The organism is Methylobacterium sp. 1973, from assembly GCF_040545035.1.
Lineage (GTDB): Bacteria > Pseudomonadota > Alphaproteobacteria > Rhizobiales > Beijerinckiaceae > Methylobacterium > Methylobacterium fujisawaense.
Genome location: NZ_JBEPLA010000003.1, coordinates 500626 through 515419, shown reverse-complemented (window position 1 = coordinate 515419; position 14794 = coordinate 500626). Strand labels below are relative to the sequence as shown.

Below are 14794 nucleotides of genomic sequence, written 5' to 3'. Positions count from 1 at the left end.
CTGCGCCGAGAGGAGAGGTGCGGGGTAGATGCAGGGCATCGCTTCAGGTCGGCGTAGGTCTCGCGGCCGTGCGGGCTGCGGCCGAGGGGCATCGCGGTGTCACGCCGAAACTTGGTCGGAACTACTCGTTCTAACGGGTCTCCGCGCCTCAGAGCGCAAGGCTTTTGCGCGGCCGGGACCGGCGATCTGACCATTTGATAAGTGTGCCTGAGAGCGCCGTCACGGATACGGTGCCTGTTGGCTGCTCAGAAAGGGCGTTTGCCGGGGAGACCCGACTAAGCCTGCGATTGGCCCCGCTCGATCGGCGATGCGTGTTCCCGAGGCGAGAAACAGCGCAGCTTGAGACCCTCACCGGGACGCGCCAACGCGATTCCAAGCGTCCGGTCGGTCCGGCCAACGGGCCAGTCCAATCTCAGTCAAAAGCGGAAACTACGGAGCGGTGACAGGTGGCTGGGGGACCTGGATTCGAACCAGGACTAGAGGAGTCAGAGTCCACCGTTCTACCGTTAAACTATCCCCCAAAGCCTTCAGCCGAGCGCATCCCTACCGGATGGGGCTGGGCGAAACCCGTTCCGTATCGAGCGGCGCCGGGCGTGGGCGGTGAGATAGGCGGAATGCTTCGGAAGGTCAACCGGTTGTTCTCCTGTTGACGCAGCCTCTGCCACGGCCGTAACCGTAACACCGCAGACCCGTCAGGAAGGGTGGCCGAGTGGTTTAAGGCAGCGGTCTTGAAAACCGCCGTGGGGGCAACTCCACCGTGGGTTCGAATCCCACCCCTTCCGCCAGGGTTCGTTGATACATAAGGCTTTTTCAGCTTCACCTATGAGTTGCCCCACCATTTGCCCCACTAGTGGAGCGGAAAGCGGTGGCTGTGGGTCCATCAAGCAGATGGACGGATCGAGTTGACCGGCGTAGCGCTGAGGTCATGGCGTGCGATTCGAATGCCACTCCTCAGGAGCAGTTCGATGCTTGGCTCGCCGAGCACGCCACGGGTCTTGGTCGGCGTCAACGCTTCCAGCCCGCCCGGCCTCCGCTCGTGCTTCGCGTGGCAGCCCTCGCCGTTAGCCTCATGCTCTGGGTTCTGATCCTCTGGAGCTTGGGCGCCGGCGTCCAACAATTTCTCAGAATTTTATAAATCGAGTCCGTTGAGAGTCGGCATACTCATCGGTCCGCTCATTGTTGGCGTATTTGGCTGGGCAAAGGACGCCTGCACTCCATGTCTTGCGAATCCGCCGCATCTCCAATGCGGACCGGTCCAGGTCTTTGTGTAGACTAAATGCGTACCGGAAGGCAGTCCTGCAGTTGTCTAGCTGACGCTGCGGTCGAGAGATAAATCTTAGCGATACTTCATCGTCTGAGCGGAGGCTTTCCCGATCGGGTATCGTCTTCGATGAAATGCTTTCCGCAATCCGCATTCGATGTCGTTGCGAAGCTCCGTAGCGCCAATTGTTTGGAAGATATTCTTCTAGAGCTGAAATTAAGTGGGCGCATTTTCGGCTACGACACCTTCTTGATGGGACGGCTTCCAAGGTCGCCGACACAGAATCTTCTCGATTGCGCGACCCTTTCAGGTTGGCCCGCTGAGTGGGAGCGACGCTATCAGGCCGAGCGATTCGTTCAGGTCGACCCGGTCATCCGGCACATCCGGCGCAGCGTCGATCCTTTCCTCTGGCGCGAGGCGCTCGTTACGCCTGGCGGTCGCGACGGTCAGATCGTGCTGGAGGAGGCGCGGGCCTTCGGCTTGGTAGAAGGCTTCTGCGTACCGCTTCATCATGCCGGGGGCGGTGAGTCGGGCCTCAGCTTCGGCGGGCAACGGCTCGCACCCTCAAACGACGAGCGCGCCGCGCTGCACCTGATCGGCATCTACGCCCTCTCGGCGGCGCGGGCGATTTTGAGCCGGACGGTCAGCGCAGACGACAAGCCTCCTGCAGCGGCGCACCTGACAGGTCGCGAGGTTGAGTGCCTGAAGTGGTCCGCGGTTGGCAAGACGGCGTGGGAGATCTCGGTGATCCTGTCGCTCTCCAGGCGGACCGTCGAGCAGTATCTCATCAGTGCTGCGCGCAAGCTGGGCGCGGTTAGTCGCGTCCAGAGTGTAGCGGAGGCTCTGCGTCGCGGAATCATAGACTGATGTTGTAACCTGCGGCACTCCGCATTTTTACGGCTAGACCGTGCGGCAGTCCTTGAAGATTTTGGTGGTCATCTTCAAGGAGGCAAAAAATGTTCACGCTTTTATCTGGTGATGTCGATACGACTGATCCGCAGATGGCGAATCGGATCTATGCCTTTCGCCATGCGTACTTCGTCGAACATCTCCGATGGGAGGGCTGTCGACAGGCCGATTGCCGCGAGCGCGACCGATTCGACGGGCCGGACAGCTTTCACGTCCTCGGCGAGACGGGCGCGGAGATTTTGGCTTACGCTCGCCTCCTGCCGACCACCCGACCGCACCTGCTCTCGCATCTCTACCCCGCAATCCTGCAGGGCCGCCCGGCACCGACGGGACGGCGGATCTACGAATGGACACGCCACGCGGTCGCACTCCGGATGCGGGAATCGGCCACGGCGACAGCCTTTTCGAACGTGGTTTCCGGCGCCGTGGCCTACGCAGCTGAGGCGCTCGATCTCGAAGGCCTCCTTGTTCAGTTGCATCCCGCCCTCATTGAACGCCTCACGGAGACGGGTTGGGATGCCGAGCCGCTTGCTCTTCCGGTGAAATATGAGGGCAGCTCTTTGGTGCCGGTTTACGCGCGCCTGACCGACCAGACGCTCCAGATCGCGCAGGCGGCTTTTGCGGCTTGGCCGGGGGCACGCCTACACGTCCCGCGCGGCTTTATGTGCGCGGCTGCGACCGACGTGCCGGTGCCGGTCCTCCAGTGAGTTTCCAGCCAGAGGAGATGCCAATGCCATCCGCGGCTGCTCAGAGCGTCCTGTTCTTCCGGACCTATCGCGAGGCGACGCTCCCACTTTACGCCGCGCTGGTGGACGAGCTGTGTGCGTCGCCCCACCTGCCACTCCAGTTAGCGACGGTCCTTGAGGATATCGGTCAAGAGTTCATTAAGCTCGCGGAGACGGTCAACGCAGCGCTCAACCGCCTGGGAGCCCTGGACCACGAGGTTGACGCCGACCTGACAATCGAGGCACGGGTTAACGCCGTGATGGCTCGCTTCGCGCGGATCGGCTCGTCGATGCTGTCAATCGCCGACGGACAAGCGGCCCCGGCCTTGACCGACGAGTCCTTCCGGCAAGCGCTCCGAATCGCCCTCGTCATGATACATGATCTACCGATCGCCGGACGGCGATAGGTTTGTCGTGCCCCGTCCAACGGTAGATGAGGCTATCCCTGATCGGGCCGCCACGATGGCCCAGTCCTATGCTGACGGCCCCATCACCTCGAGGCGCCCGCCCGCGCCTGGAAATCAGCCCGCGCGTTCCGGCCGCTTATACGTCCGAGCCATCGACCGCCGAGCGCGCCGGGCTTCCTGGCCTGGAGTGGGTAGTGCACGCCGCTCGCGCGCAAGCGCACCTGAAGGTCGCTGGCTTGGCAATCGGCAAGACCCACCGAAACTGGACTCGCTGGCGAGCGGCGCAGTAAGGCGCGCTCCCCTGTGACTGCAAACGACCCTTTGCCGAAGCGGGGAGCGTCCTCTTACCGGCAGATCAATGAGCCCGAAATTACGACCGGAACGGGTGGGGTGCTGCCAATCCGCGTCCAAATGGCAAATGCATCGAAGCGGACATAGCCGGGGACCGGCCACGACCCGTTGCAGACGGTTGGGCCCCCCTTTGCCGGCAGGACGTCCCGCATGACGGAACACACGAGCATCCACGTGCGTCGCGCTGATCATGTTGGCTTCGCGGTCGCCTTTCTCGACGAGGCCCTTCGTTTCTGGGTCGATGGGCTCGGCGCGCAGCTTGTGCGGACGGGCGAGATGGGGGGCGAATTCCTTGGTCAGGTGACGGGAGCGCACGGAGCGAAGGTGCGCATGGCGATCGTTGCGCTAGCGGATCAGACGATCGAGCTTTTGGAGTATCAAGGTCCGGACCGACCAAGTGTGCCAGCCAAGCCTTTCGACCCGGGCTTCGCGCATCTGGCTCTTGTGGTCGATGACATCGACGCGCTTCTGGTGCGGATCGCCGCCTACGGCTGGAAGGCGCAAGGCATTCCGCAGACGATCGCGAGCGGTGCGCGGGCTGGAACGCGGGTGATCTACGCTGTTGGCCCTGACGGCGCGACGATCGAGTTCATGCAGACGCCAGCCTCCGTTCAGGATCTCTGATGCCGCCGGGCGGGGGACCGCTTGCCATCCCGATCCTAAATCGACAGGGGCCCGGCGAACGACCGCTTCGGAGAAGCCTTGACGGCACTTCGAACGATTGGGTTGGGTCGCGAGCCGAAGGGCTGCTTGGGGTGGATTTCGGTCGGTTTGCTTCCCGGCGATAATATTGAAAAGCAGACATCGCAGCTGCGCGGTTCAAGGCAGGGGCGATCGTCCGCAACGATTGGTGTTATCGGGGACGGCCCCGGCCCCGAAGCCTGGGCCTGACCATACGGACCGATTCTTTCAGCCGGGGGCAGCCATAGTGATACTGGCGGGGATCTCTGTTTTCGAGGTCGGCAGGCACACGATCGGGCTGGGCAAAAACGCCGACGACGACACCTTAAAGATCGTCTATCCGGGTGCCCTTCGATGGAGAGGCGGTCAACGTCTCGCCCGGCCCTATCCATGAGGATGACCACAAGGCAATGGAGCAAGCCGCGCGAAGCTGCCTTGCGGACTCCGGCCATACGCTGCGGCGGCTCGACACCTAGTCCGAACGAAAGTCGGAATGCGAAAGCGCCGCGACGTGCAGCCGCGAGACGATTGCGCACAGCTGAGCTATGAAACGGCAACGATAATCACCTGCGCTGATGCCGAAGCCTCCTTTCTCGCCTCTTCTCGAAGAACCGGCTCGGCTTGACGCCCTCGCTGCCAGCAGCCTCGTCGACACGCCGCCGGAGGCCGAGTTTGACGACATCGCCCAACTGGCCTCGTTGGTCTGCGACACGCCCGTAGCGTTGGTCAGCCTCGTTGCGAGCGACCGGCAATGGTTCAAGGCGCGGGTCGGCTTCCCCCTTTGCGAGACGGCGCTCAACGCTTCCGTCTGCGCCTATGCGCTGTCCGCCCCGGACCTGCTGAGCATCCCGGACCTGACCGCAGATCCGCGCACACAGGACAACCCGTTGGTAACCGGTGAGCCGTTCATCCGCTTCTATACCGGAGCGCCGATACACCACCCGAACGGCCAAGTGCTGGGCAGCCTGTGCGTGATCGACCATGAGCCCCGGCCCGGGGGGCTGACCGATAGGCAGGCGGACGGGCTGCGACGCCTGGCCCGGCAGGTCACGACGGTATTGCGCGAGCGCCAGCTCAACATGGAGATGCGGGCTACCCGCGAAGCGCTGCGGACGTCACAGGAACGGCTGAGCTTTGCGTTCGCCGCATCTGGCAGCCTGGGTTGGTGGGATTGGGACATCCCGGCCAACCGGATTTACGCTGGGGAGCAATTCGCGAAGATGTACGGCGTAGACCCGGTGGAGGCCGCCAAGGGTGCGCCGCTCGCCGCCTTCGTCAACGGCATCCACCCGGACGATCGGGAATGGGTCGGCGATCGCATCCAGCAAGCCCTCGATACCGGAGCTGAGTTCAGCGAGGACTACCGCCTGCTTCGCCCGGACGGAACGCTGATTTGGGTCCACGCACGGGGCCGGTGCTTCCTTGATGCCGATGGAAAACCGCTGCGCTATCCCGGTGTCGCCATCGACATCACCGCCCGCAAGCAAGTCGATGCCGCCCGCGCCATGGGTGAGGCAAGGCTGAAGTCGATCATGGAAACCGTGCCGGTCGGTATCATGTTTGCTGAAGCGCCCTCCGGTCGCATTCTGATGGGCAATCAGCGCCTCGCCGAAATTCTCGGCCACGACACGCTCTATGCCTCCTCCAGCGACGCCTATGGCGCGTTTGTCGCCTTCCATGAGGATGGTCGCCAGGTTGACGGACACGAGTATCCACTTGCGCGGATCACCGGCGGAGAATGCAAGCGAGCCGCCATGGAAGCGCTGTACCAAAGGCCCGATGGCTCGCGGTGCTGGATCATGATTTCCGGCGAGGCGATTGACGACGAAGCGGGCGCGACGATCGGCGCGGTGGTCGCCGTCAGTGACATCACCGACCGGAAGGCGGCCGAAGCGTCACAGGACTTGCTCAACCGCGAGCTGAGCCACCGGCTCAAAAACACCCTCGCCATGGTGCAGTCGATCGCCACGCAGACGCTGCGTAACGCATCGAGCCTGTCGGCAGCACAAGAAGCCCTTGCGGCCCGCCTGATCGTGCTTGGCAAAGCCCATGACGTGTTGCTGCTCGGACACTCTGAAAGCGCTAACGTGCGGGACCTCGTGATAGGCGCACTCGCTTTGCACGAGGATACCGCGACGCGCTTCCATGTGTCTGGGCCGACTTTGTTTATCGGGCCGAGCGCGGCGCTGATGCTTGGGCTGGTTCTGCACGAGCTGGCGACCAACGCGACCAAGTATGGGGCGCTCTCTAACGCCACGGGTGAGGTCGATGTCCGGTGGGGTCTTGTTGGTGAGGGCGAGGCCACTGAGTTTCGGATAGATTGGCAGGAACGGGCCGGGCCGCCGGTTGTGCCGCCAAAGCGTAAGGGGTTTGGCTCTCGCCTCATCGAACGCGGCATGGGCGGCAGCCATGTCGTCATCAGCTACCCGACTGAGGGCGTCAGCTGCGCGCTGCGTGTGCCACTGACAGGTCTACAACTACGGGGCTGAGAAGCGAGCGCTTGGTGCCTTCTCTGCGCCAGGTATGGGCGGCGGCAGCCGATCGGTGCGAAATTCAAGAACTTCGCACCGCTTTCATCTCGCTGATCTGCCAAGCGATGCGATGCAGACCTATGAGACGCTCATCGAACGTCTGCTTTTGGAATTCCCCGATGGCGGTCGAAGTGGCTGGCATGGGTCGTCAGCGGACAGGGTCGGCCTGGAAAGGCTCCGCTCCGGAGGGTTCCCCTTTCGGCCGGTGGCAGGCGCACGCCGCGGCTTTCTCGTCGGCGCGGCCCCACATCGGCGCTTCGCAAGTGAGGAGCTGTGTTAGCAGATGCGCCAGCGGCGCCGCTTGATAAGGCTTCTGAAGCACCGGGGCTGACCGATACGCTTCCTCCAACCCCTGCGTGCCGTAGCCGGTCGCGAACAGGAACGGCGTGCAGCGCTCTAACAGCAGGTCGGCTACCGGATAGCTGCGGGCGTCGCCCAGGTTGACGTCCAGCACGGCCAAGTCGAAGTTCCCGGTGCGGACATGATCCACGGCCTTGTCGAGGCGCATGGCCACCACGACCTCGCAGCCGAGGTCGAGCAGCATGTCCTCCGCGAGCATGGCCACGAGGCTCTCGTCCTCGACCAGCAGAACGCGGCGCCCTTCCAGCAAACTCATTGGGCAGGGTGCCCTTCCAGTGTCTCCTGGCCGACCCAGCCGAGCTGGGTCAATGGAATCTCCAGCCGGCAGACGACACCGCTCGGCGCGTATGTGATAGCCGCGTTGCCGTCGAACTCCATCGGAAGCTGCCGCTCGATAAGCCGGGAGCCGAAGCCTCTGCGTGTTGGCGGAGTGACCGGCGGGCCGCCGCGCTCTTCCCATGCGAGATCAAGCTGCTCGCGGCCATCGTCCAAGGCCTGCAGGGACCACGTCACCGCGACCCGCCCCTCAGGGACCGACAGAGCCCCGTATTTGGCGGCGTTGGTCATCAACTCGTGCAGCGCCATGGCCAGAGTTACAGCGACCTTGGGGTGCAGGCGTGCATCCGGTCCGTTTAGCACGAAGCGGTTAACGTCGACCTCTGCCAGAAGGTGCGGTGCAAGCGCGCGCTCAACCACGCTGCGCAAGCTGGCACTCTCCCAGTTGTCCTCGACGAGCACGTTATGGGCGGTCGACAGCGCAGCCATGCGGGCGTCGAACACAGCCCGCGCGGCTTGGTCGGTCTGGCCGCGGAACGTCTGCGCGGCGATCGATTGGACCGTGGCCAGGGTGTTTTTCACCCGGTGATTCAGCTCGTTGATCAGCAGGCGTTGGCGCTCGGCCGCGGCCTTTTCCTCGCTGATGTCGCGGACCTCGATGATCGTGCCGATGATGTTGGCCGCGTCGTCCCGGATCGGGCTGGCCGTGAAGCCGACCGGATAAAAATGCCCGTCCTTGTGGACGAAAATCTCCTCGCCACGCTCCTGGTTGTTCTCCGGGAAGGCGCGATCGATCGCGCATTCCGCCAGCGGGAACGGCCGGCCGTCCGGGTAGGTGTGGTGCACGATGTCGTGCAGCGGGCAGTCGCGCTCCAGAACCTCGTCAAGCGTCCAGCCGGTCAGCTGCTCGGCGGCGCGGTTCATGTAGATGCAGTGCTGCCGGTCATCCATCAGGAAGATAGAGACCGAGGCGTTGTTAAGCACGGCATTGAGGCGCCGCTCGGTCTCGAATAGTTGGCCGGCGCCGGGCCTGAGACTCACGAGAGGTGTATTGGCGGCGGGAACAGATTGCAGCGGCTGCCGAGTATGCGGCACTGATACGACCCTTCACAGCGAGGTTGTCAAAAAGGACGGGGCCCAACGAACCGTCGGGATCGTGCATCTCGCATGCCGCGTTGCGGCAGGCGCCACAAGGCCGAGCCTGCCAATGCGCTGACGGGAGGGTTGTTCCATACACCAAACACAGTGGCTTTACGCGAGGCTTGGATGTTGGCAGTCGGTCGTCTATGTGCCGGCCCGACCCGGCCTCCAGACCGTCATTGCGTGTAATGATTTCCAAAACCCAACGATTGAGTCTTCGTGTCGCCATCATCGCCGCGGAGGCCCGGGCGGGGGCTCACACCGCCCTGCTGATGGATAGGATCCTACACGGACAGGATACTGACGAAACCGAGCAGGTCCTGTGTCGCGAAATGGACGTCCTGGCGGCGTTGCGTGCCCACGCAAAAGCGCGGAACAAGGATGAGCCATCGCCGTAAGAGGTTCATTCCTACGGCTACTGATCTGTACCTTCCCTCCAGCAGACCCGACCGCATTGCAGCGGGTCCGCTATGGGCACTTAGTTGGGATTGTCGCGGCGTCTGGTTTGGGTCGGATGCGGAACGTCCGCCCCTAGGCGAGTAGCTGACTTCCGCTCCCCACCCTAAGCAGCACTTCCGATACCGACCCAAACCAGTCGAAATGAACGGTATTTGGGGCCCTCAATAGCGGCCGTTCGTGGTCGCTCGAATGGGTTGGCTACGATGCTACCTGTCGCTGATTTCAAGCCAAGGCTGACAGGGTAGGCCAATGAACTCGCAAGATGGTCTTCCCGCTCGCCGCGGGGATCCGCGAGGTGTCGTGCTCTACCACTTTACCGCCAAGCCTTTGGTAAAACCGCAGCCCTGCTTGATTGGCCTCAAACACCCATAGGTACAGTCCATTATCCGTGCCCTGAGAGGCAAGATTTTGCGCCATGGAGCGGAGCAGGCGTTCCCCAATCTTTTGGCCTCGCATTTCTGGGGCAACGTGCAGATTATCTACCCAGCTACCCCAACGCGGATCGTGATCGCGAAAGGCTGCGATGAAACCAATCAGTTGATGGGCTGAGCCTCGGGCGGTCTGTACGATCAAAGACGGTGCTGGATCGGCGAGTCTGTCGGACCAAAGTGTGAGACGATCAGCTTCGATTGGCCCAGCAAGAAAATTCGGATCTAGTATGGAGCGATAGGCGTCCTGCCAACTCTTTGCATGAAGCGAGGCAATGGCGGCTGCATCCGCTCTATCCGCCGATTGGAAGGTGGCGCTGATCATCGATAGGGTTTGCGCTGAAGGGCAGGGAGACAGAGACAATCCTGCCGTAGGCCGCGTGAGGACGCCATAGCCATGTCCGCTTCGGTGCATCCGCCGCCTCAAGGCAGACAGGCAGGAACCCACCCAACCCAGCCATTCAGATAGCCGCGGCGTCTTCCCGTAAGCGGTCACCCATCGGCCGTCCGACAGCTTCAGCTTGGTGCATGAAGCGGCATTATAGCAGCCGCCACAGTGTCTCCCGGGTGGCTGGATCAAAGGTCCGGGCTTGGTGATCTATTACCCCCCGTAGCCCCTGCCCGATGCGCTCCAACGGCATCGTTTGGAAGCCATAGCGCCGGAACCACGGTCCATTCCAGACCGGCTCCCTGAACGTCGTCAGCGTCACTGCCGGTGCGTTCAGGCTCGCAGCATGCGAGCGGACCTCATCGAGCAGCGCCTTCCCAATCCCCCGCCCAGACGAGCCAGGTTCAACCGAGATGTTGTCGAGATAGAGCGGGCCATCGAGCGTTCGCATGGCGGCAAAGCCCACGATCTCTTTCCTCGCATCGTCAATGGCGGCCGCTACGCGACAAGCTTCGAACCGGTTTGGGGATAGTGGCGGTGCGTCTGCGATGTGAGCGAGCCCGGGAAGTGCCCTGTATCGTTCTCGCGCCTGCGCTGAGATGACCCTCAGCCGTTCGAGATCATCGGCGTCTGCAATGCGGATATGGAAACCCACGGCCCACCCATCGTTCTGAACCGCCCCAGTCTACAGCCCGCTCCCGACCCACGCCGGGCGACGGGAGCGACGCCAGGATTTATCAAAAGCGGTCAAACGGCGTTTACAAGGTGCTTGGCAGGCATTCTGCTTGACGTTGGATGCGGTGGGCGACAGGGTGTCAGGACATGATCGGGAACTGGACCTTCTGCAACCGACGCCGACGCCGCTGCACTTTTGCGGCGGCTTCTCGGCTGCGTGCTGACCAGTTTCCTTCCGCGGAATGACGGCCTCTCCGTAGGCCTCTCCCGCCGGAACCGTCCCGGCACACGATCCCGAACCCCCGCAGCCCCCCGGCTCCGGGGGTTTTCTTTTGGCCCAGACCCCTGCTCCCAACCCTTTGGAGGACACCATCATGAGTATCCGCGTCGGCATCGTCGGGATCAGTGGCTTCGGCGGCGGCGAGGCTATGCGCCTGATCGCGAGCCATCCGTCGTTCGAACTCGTCTACGCCGCAGGCGAGGCCAGCGCGGGCAGCCGCCTAGTGGAACGGTTTCCCGGTGTGCCGGGCAAGCTCGCTGATCTCGTGATCGCGAGGTGGGATCCCGCGACGCTGCCGAAGCTCGACGTGCTGTTCGCCTCGCTTCCCACGGGTGCCTCGGCCGAGGCGCTGGCGCGCGTGCCGGAGGACGTGAAGGTCGTCGATATTGGTGGCGATCATCGCTTCGTCGATGGGTGGGTGTACGGCCTCGCCGACGTCTGGCCGGACCAGATCAGGGATCAGCGCCGTATCGCCAACCCCGGCTGCTTTCCCGCCGCTACGCTGACCGCGCTCGCACCGTTGCTGGCCGAGGGGCTGATCGAACCCGGCAACATCGTGATTGATGCCAAGACCGGCATCTCTGGAGCCGGTCGCGGCGGCGACAGCAAGTTCGGCTACGCCGAGAGCAACGAGAACCTCTTGCCCTACGGTCTACTCCGGCACGTCCACATGCCCGAGATGTCCGAGGCAATCGAACGGCTGAGTGGCGGCAATGCGTCAGGTCTCGTGTTCACGCCGCACTTGGTGCCGATGACCCGCGGCGTCCTCGCCACCATCTACTGTCGCGGTCGCACCACCACGGACGCGTGCCTGGACGCGGCACGTCGGTTCTACGCTGGGCGGGCATTCGTTCGCGTGACCGACAGGCCACCACAGACCAAGTGGGCTACGGGTTCGAACCTTGCGTTCGTCAGCTATGCGGCCGACCCCGAGCGCGACCTCGTGATCGCGATGGGGGCCGTCGACAACCTCGGCAAGGGCGCGGCCGGTCAGGCGGTGCAGAACGCGAACCTCGTCTGTGGTCTGGCAGAGACCACGGGGCTCGACGGCACACCGGTTTGGCCATGATGAAGGCAAGCCTAGGCAGTTCTTCGATCCACTCGGCAAGCCTGTGATGTGAGTAAGGGTTAGGACGGCATGTCGGCTTCGGCCCATGTGCCGCCCAGAAGCGGACCGGCCGTTTCCCACCCACAGCGGTCACCCAAGCATCCTGTGACAATTCAGGCGTAGGCGACCGGCAGCTCGCTCACCTGCGTCGTGTAGCGCGGCGTGCGCATCTCGAACTTGGTGTTCCATTCGCGCCGGCTCATCAGCCCGGCTCGCGCCGGCACGACGGCGCCGCGGCCCCAGCGCGCGTTGCACGCGTCCATCGCCGCCATGAGCGGGCCCGACCGCTCACGGTCCAGGGCGCCGATCAGCGCCCGCGGGCTGTGCGACAGCGGCACGAGGTCGTTCGTGACGAGCCCGGCCTTGGTGTACAGCCACGGCCGTTCGCCCGGCTCGCGCCAGGTCTTCGCCACCCCGTGCCGCGCGGCCTTGATCAGCGTCAGCGTGTCCGAACTGTGCTCTGGCAGGCGTACGGTGGCGAAGGCCGAGAACCTAGCTAGGCGGATGCCGGGCGCGGCGGCGCTGAAGGTGTTGGCCGACGACGAGACCGGCGAGCTGGAGGGCGTCACGATCCTCGGCCAGTGGGGCGAGGTGCCGGACGACTTCGCCGAGAGCCTGCAGGGCGGCTGACAGTCGGCGCAACGACGAGAGCAGGCCACCCGACGTCGGCGCGGTCAGCGTCTCCCGGCTCGGGTCACGAGTTTCGAGAAGGCGAGCGCGGCTGCGGATGCCTGGGCCTCGGACGGGAAGGTCTGGTCCGATTCCCTCACCGTCATGTGCGAAGTGTCGAGCAGGACCCAGGTCCAGAGGTAGAGGCCGGTGGATCGTTTCTTGAAGTGCACGCTGGGCTCGGTATGCGACCAGACATGCCCGCATCATGCGCAGCAAAAAGGCTTGACGCGCTAATGGCTTCGCCGGCGCAAAAACCTGTATCGGCTAATCTCGAGGTTGCCCCCGACATCGTCGCAGATCACACGGTGTTGCGGCTGGATGAGAGCGTGCGGGCAAACGCAAGCAGTTTCTGACGGTCCGCGGGAACGTCTAGCCCGCGCCAAATACGCAGTAACTCACAGGTCTCACGGGCTTCGATCTCCAGGAGCCCACCGTGCTGAATTGCCTCCAGCGGCACGCCAACTGCGGATGCGATGCGATGAAGAAGCTCTCTGCTTCGAGCATCGCTCGAAGACATGCTGCCTGCATCACTCATGAACACCAACGACGAAGACTGCGACACGGACGCGCCGACCGACGCGGGGACCAAGCTAGGCACTCCGTACTCTGTCTGACATTCAACCTAAGTGCGATAAAATGCCACGCATAAATTCCTTAGAAACTGAAGCTGCCAGCACCAGGATACTTCGGCTGATTGAGGATACGTGATGGTGCCACGGGACGACTTCGAGGCGATGGCGGAGGCCTGCATCTCCATCCACGAGGAAATCCTACGCCACGGCTCACCAGAAATGCAGACCGCGTCACGCATGCTGCTCTACGCCTTAGCCGCGGAGATCAACCGTCGCGAACAGCTTGTGGTCGTGGCGAACGATGACGTGGATTAGCGCCGCTTGGCTGCGAACTCCCAGACCGGCGCCCCCCAGGTCTGCCCGGGCTTCGTCCGGTAGCCGAAGAAGCGGCTGTACATAGCGCTTACTCGTCGTCCCACTTCATGGCATCCAGCCTTATGGATGCGGCCTCCATTCCAGTCCCGTCCACGTCGATCACGAGTGCGATCTCGGCCTCACGCTGGGCGATCTCCGCCTCTGCAAGCCGCTTGGCCGCAGATCGATCTTCAAGGCCATCGGCCTCGCCGATGACAGCGCCGTCTCTGCGAAATTCGACACGGTAGGTCATAGCTTCGTATGCCATGCGCTGCCGACGGGCTCAAAGCGCTCGATCTGGTCGCGCCAGGAGGCTACGGCGGGCGGGAAGTCTGACATACCGCTGCGTTAGGACAAATTAGTTGCCGAAGTGGAAAGCCGCGGGTTTAGATATGTCTTCTGTATCGTCTGGCAAGCCCGAGTTTCTTTATAAATTCCGTGCGCTCGACAACGCATCTGCAAATTATACCTTGGACATACTTCGTAAAAATTCGCTGTGGCTTTCTAAGCCTCTCAACTTCAATGACCCGTTCGATTGCGTTCCTGTTGTTTCCACGTCAGCTACCGACGACAAATTTCGAGACTACGTGAATGGCCTTTTCAAAAAATTCAATCCGGCAATGAGTAGGAACGAACGTCGCGTAATGATTTCTGAAATAATGAATGATCCCAATCGAAGACACGATAGTTATTTCATTCAGAGTGCCATGAAAAAATCGGTCGATGAGGCGGTAAATTCTGCTGGCGTCCTTTCGTTAACATCACGATTTGATCACGTGCTCATGTGGTCGCATTACGCGTCTTCGCACTCTGGCATCTGCTTGAAATTTAGGCTTCGACCTGAGTCATGGATAACAAGTGCTCGAAAGGTTTTGTACTCTGCGGATCGTCCTATAATGAATATTATAAGTGAACCATCTGAGGAAATACAACGTAAATCTATTTTATTTAAAGCTGATTTCTGGGCATACGAAGATGAGTGGCGCGTCATAAACCCGGCTTTGGGAGCGGGGTCGCATGATTTCGACCCGAACGATCTAGTCGGTATCATTTTTGGTAAAAATATAAGCGCTGATCACAAATCTGAAATTATAAAATTAGCGAGCAAATACGGAAAAAATTTCGAACTAATACAGGCCAGCATCGACGATGTTCATTACCGTCTGAATTTTGATCCGATCTAGAAGCAAATCGCGGCTTGGGGCTACTGCGATGCG

The 14794-nt window shown here is 62.2% G+C and carries 15 protein-coding genes, 2 tRNA genes and 1 pseudogene; 10 read left to right on the top strand and 8 right to left on the bottom strand.

Features of this window, described 5'->3' with window-relative positions; all coding sequences use genetic code 11:
* Positions 1-447 precede the first annotated feature (447 nt).
* Positions 448-521: transfer RNA gene (locus ABIC70_RS09450), tRNA-Gln, on the bottom strand.
* Between the two features lie 174 nt (positions 522-695).
* On the opposite strand from ABIC70_RS09450, the gene ABIC70_RS09445 reads away from it, so the two are divergent.
* The 6 genes from ABIC70_RS09445 (at position 696) to ABIC70_RS09420 (ending at position 6823) form a co-directional block, all read left to right on the top strand.
* A tRNA-Ser gene (locus ABIC70_RS09445) sits at positions 696-785 on the top strand.
* 605 nt (positions 786-1390) lie between these two features.
* Positions 1391-2128 (top strand): LuxR family transcriptional regulator, encoded by a 738-nt coding sequence (locus tag ABIC70_RS09440; RefSeq protein ID WP_354439550.1) that lies wholly within the window; start codon positions 1391-1393, stop codon positions 2126-2128.
* 89 nt (positions 2129-2217) lie between these two features.
* Positions 2218-2877: an acyl-homoserine-lactone synthase gene (locus ABIC70_RS09435; protein ID WP_354439548.1), complete on the top strand. Its 660-nt coding sequence runs from the start codon at positions 2218-2220 to the stop codon at positions 2875-2877.
* Between the two features lie 23 nt (positions 2878-2900).
* Entirely contained in the window at positions 2901-3302 is a 402-nt protein-coding gene (locus ABIC70_RS09430) for a hypothetical protein (RefSeq protein ID WP_354439546.1), read from the top strand.
* A 501-nt stretch (positions 3303-3803) separates the two neighbouring features.
* On the top strand, positions 3804-4277 hold the full coding sequence (locus ABIC70_RS09425; protein WP_274926144.1) for a VOC family protein: 474 nt from the start codon (positions 3804-3806) through the stop codon (positions 4275-4277).
* A gap of 632 nt (positions 4278-4909) precedes the next feature.
* Positions 4910-6823 carry a PAS domain S-box protein gene (locus tag ABIC70_RS09420; protein ID WP_354439544.1) on the top strand — a complete coding sequence of 638 codons (1914 nt, stop codon included), beginning with the start codon at positions 4910-4912 and terminating at the stop codon, positions 6821-6823.
* A gap of 190 nt (positions 6824-7013) precedes the next feature.
* Here ABIC70_RS09420 and ABIC70_RS09415 read toward each other — a convergent pair whose 3' ends face one another.
* The 4 genes from ABIC70_RS09415 to ABIC70_RS09400 form a co-directional block, all read right to left on the bottom strand.
* Complete coding sequence (locus ABIC70_RS09415; protein ID WP_502915969.1) at positions 7014-7424, bottom strand: response regulator; 411 nt, start codon at positions 7422-7424, stop codon at positions 7014-7016.
* 53 nt (positions 7425-7477) lie between these two features.
* The gene (locus tag ABIC70_RS09410; protein WP_354439543.1) at positions 7478-8596 is read right to left on the bottom strand and encodes a sensor histidine kinase; all 1119 of its coding nucleotides are present in this window, start codon (positions 8594-8596) and stop codon (positions 7478-7480) included.
* 726 nt (positions 8597-9322) lie between these two features.
* Positions 9323-9853, bottom strand: coding sequence for a GNAT family N-acetyltransferase (locus ABIC70_RS09405; protein ID WP_075382276.1), 531 nt, complete (start codon positions 9851-9853; stop codon positions 9323-9325).
* Positions 9854-10067: 214 nt separating this feature from the next.
* Entirely contained in the window at positions 10068-10571 is a 504-nt protein-coding gene (locus ABIC70_RS09400; protein WP_274926140.1) for a GNAT family N-acetyltransferase, read from the bottom strand.
* Between the two features lie 394 nt (positions 10572-10965).
* Here ABIC70_RS09400 and argC point away from each other — a divergent pair, with 394 nt between their 5' ends.
* Positions 10966-11940, top strand: a complete 975-nt coding sequence (argC, locus tag ABIC70_RS09395; protein ID WP_274926139.1) for an N-acetyl-gamma-glutamyl-phosphate reductase — start codon at positions 10966-10968, stop codon at positions 11938-11940.
* A 152-nt stretch (positions 11941-12092) separates the two neighbouring features.
* Here the strand turns inward: argC and ABIC70_RS09390 are convergent.
* Positions 12093-12467, bottom strand: a pseudogene (locus tag ABIC70_RS09390) (DUF4113 domain-containing protein); the annotation flags it as partial.
* Between ABIC70_RS09390 and ABIC70_RS09385 the strand changes: the two are divergent.
* Entirely contained in the window at positions 12454-12609 is a 156-nt protein-coding gene (locus tag ABIC70_RS09385; RefSeq protein WP_274927769.1) for a hypothetical protein, read from the top strand. The pseudogene ABIC70_RS09390 and the gene ABIC70_RS09385 overlap by 14 nt on opposite strands.
* Positions 12610-12653: 44 nt before the next feature.
* On the opposite strand, the gene ABIC70_RS09380 is transcribed toward ABIC70_RS09385, so the two are convergent.
* Positions 12654-12821 carry a hypothetical protein gene (locus tag ABIC70_RS09380; RefSeq protein WP_274927768.1) on the bottom strand — a complete coding sequence of 56 codons (168 nt, stop codon included), beginning with the start codon at positions 12819-12821 and terminating at the stop codon, positions 12654-12656.
* Between the two features lie 537 nt (positions 12822-13358).
* On the opposite strand from ABIC70_RS09380, the gene ABIC70_RS09375 reads away from it, so the two are divergent.
* A complete protein-coding gene (locus ABIC70_RS09375) occupies positions 13359-13538 on the top strand; it encodes a hypothetical protein (protein ID WP_274926138.1) in 180 nt (59 codons plus the stop codon).
* A gap of 88 nt (positions 13539-13626) precedes the next feature.
* Here the strand turns inward: ABIC70_RS09375 and ABIC70_RS09370 are convergent, their stop codons facing one another.
* A complete protein-coding gene (locus ABIC70_RS09370; protein ID WP_274926137.1) occupies positions 13627-13830 on the bottom strand; it encodes a hypothetical protein in 204 nt (67 codons plus the stop codon).
* Between the two features lie 109 nt (positions 13831-13939).
* Here ABIC70_RS09370 and ABIC70_RS09365 point away from each other — a divergent pair, with 109 nt between their 5' ends.
* A complete protein-coding gene (locus tag ABIC70_RS09365; protein WP_354439542.1) occupies positions 13940-14761 on the top strand; it encodes a DUF2971 domain-containing protein in 822 nt (273 codons plus the stop codon).
* Positions 14762-14794 lie beyond the last annotated feature (33 nt).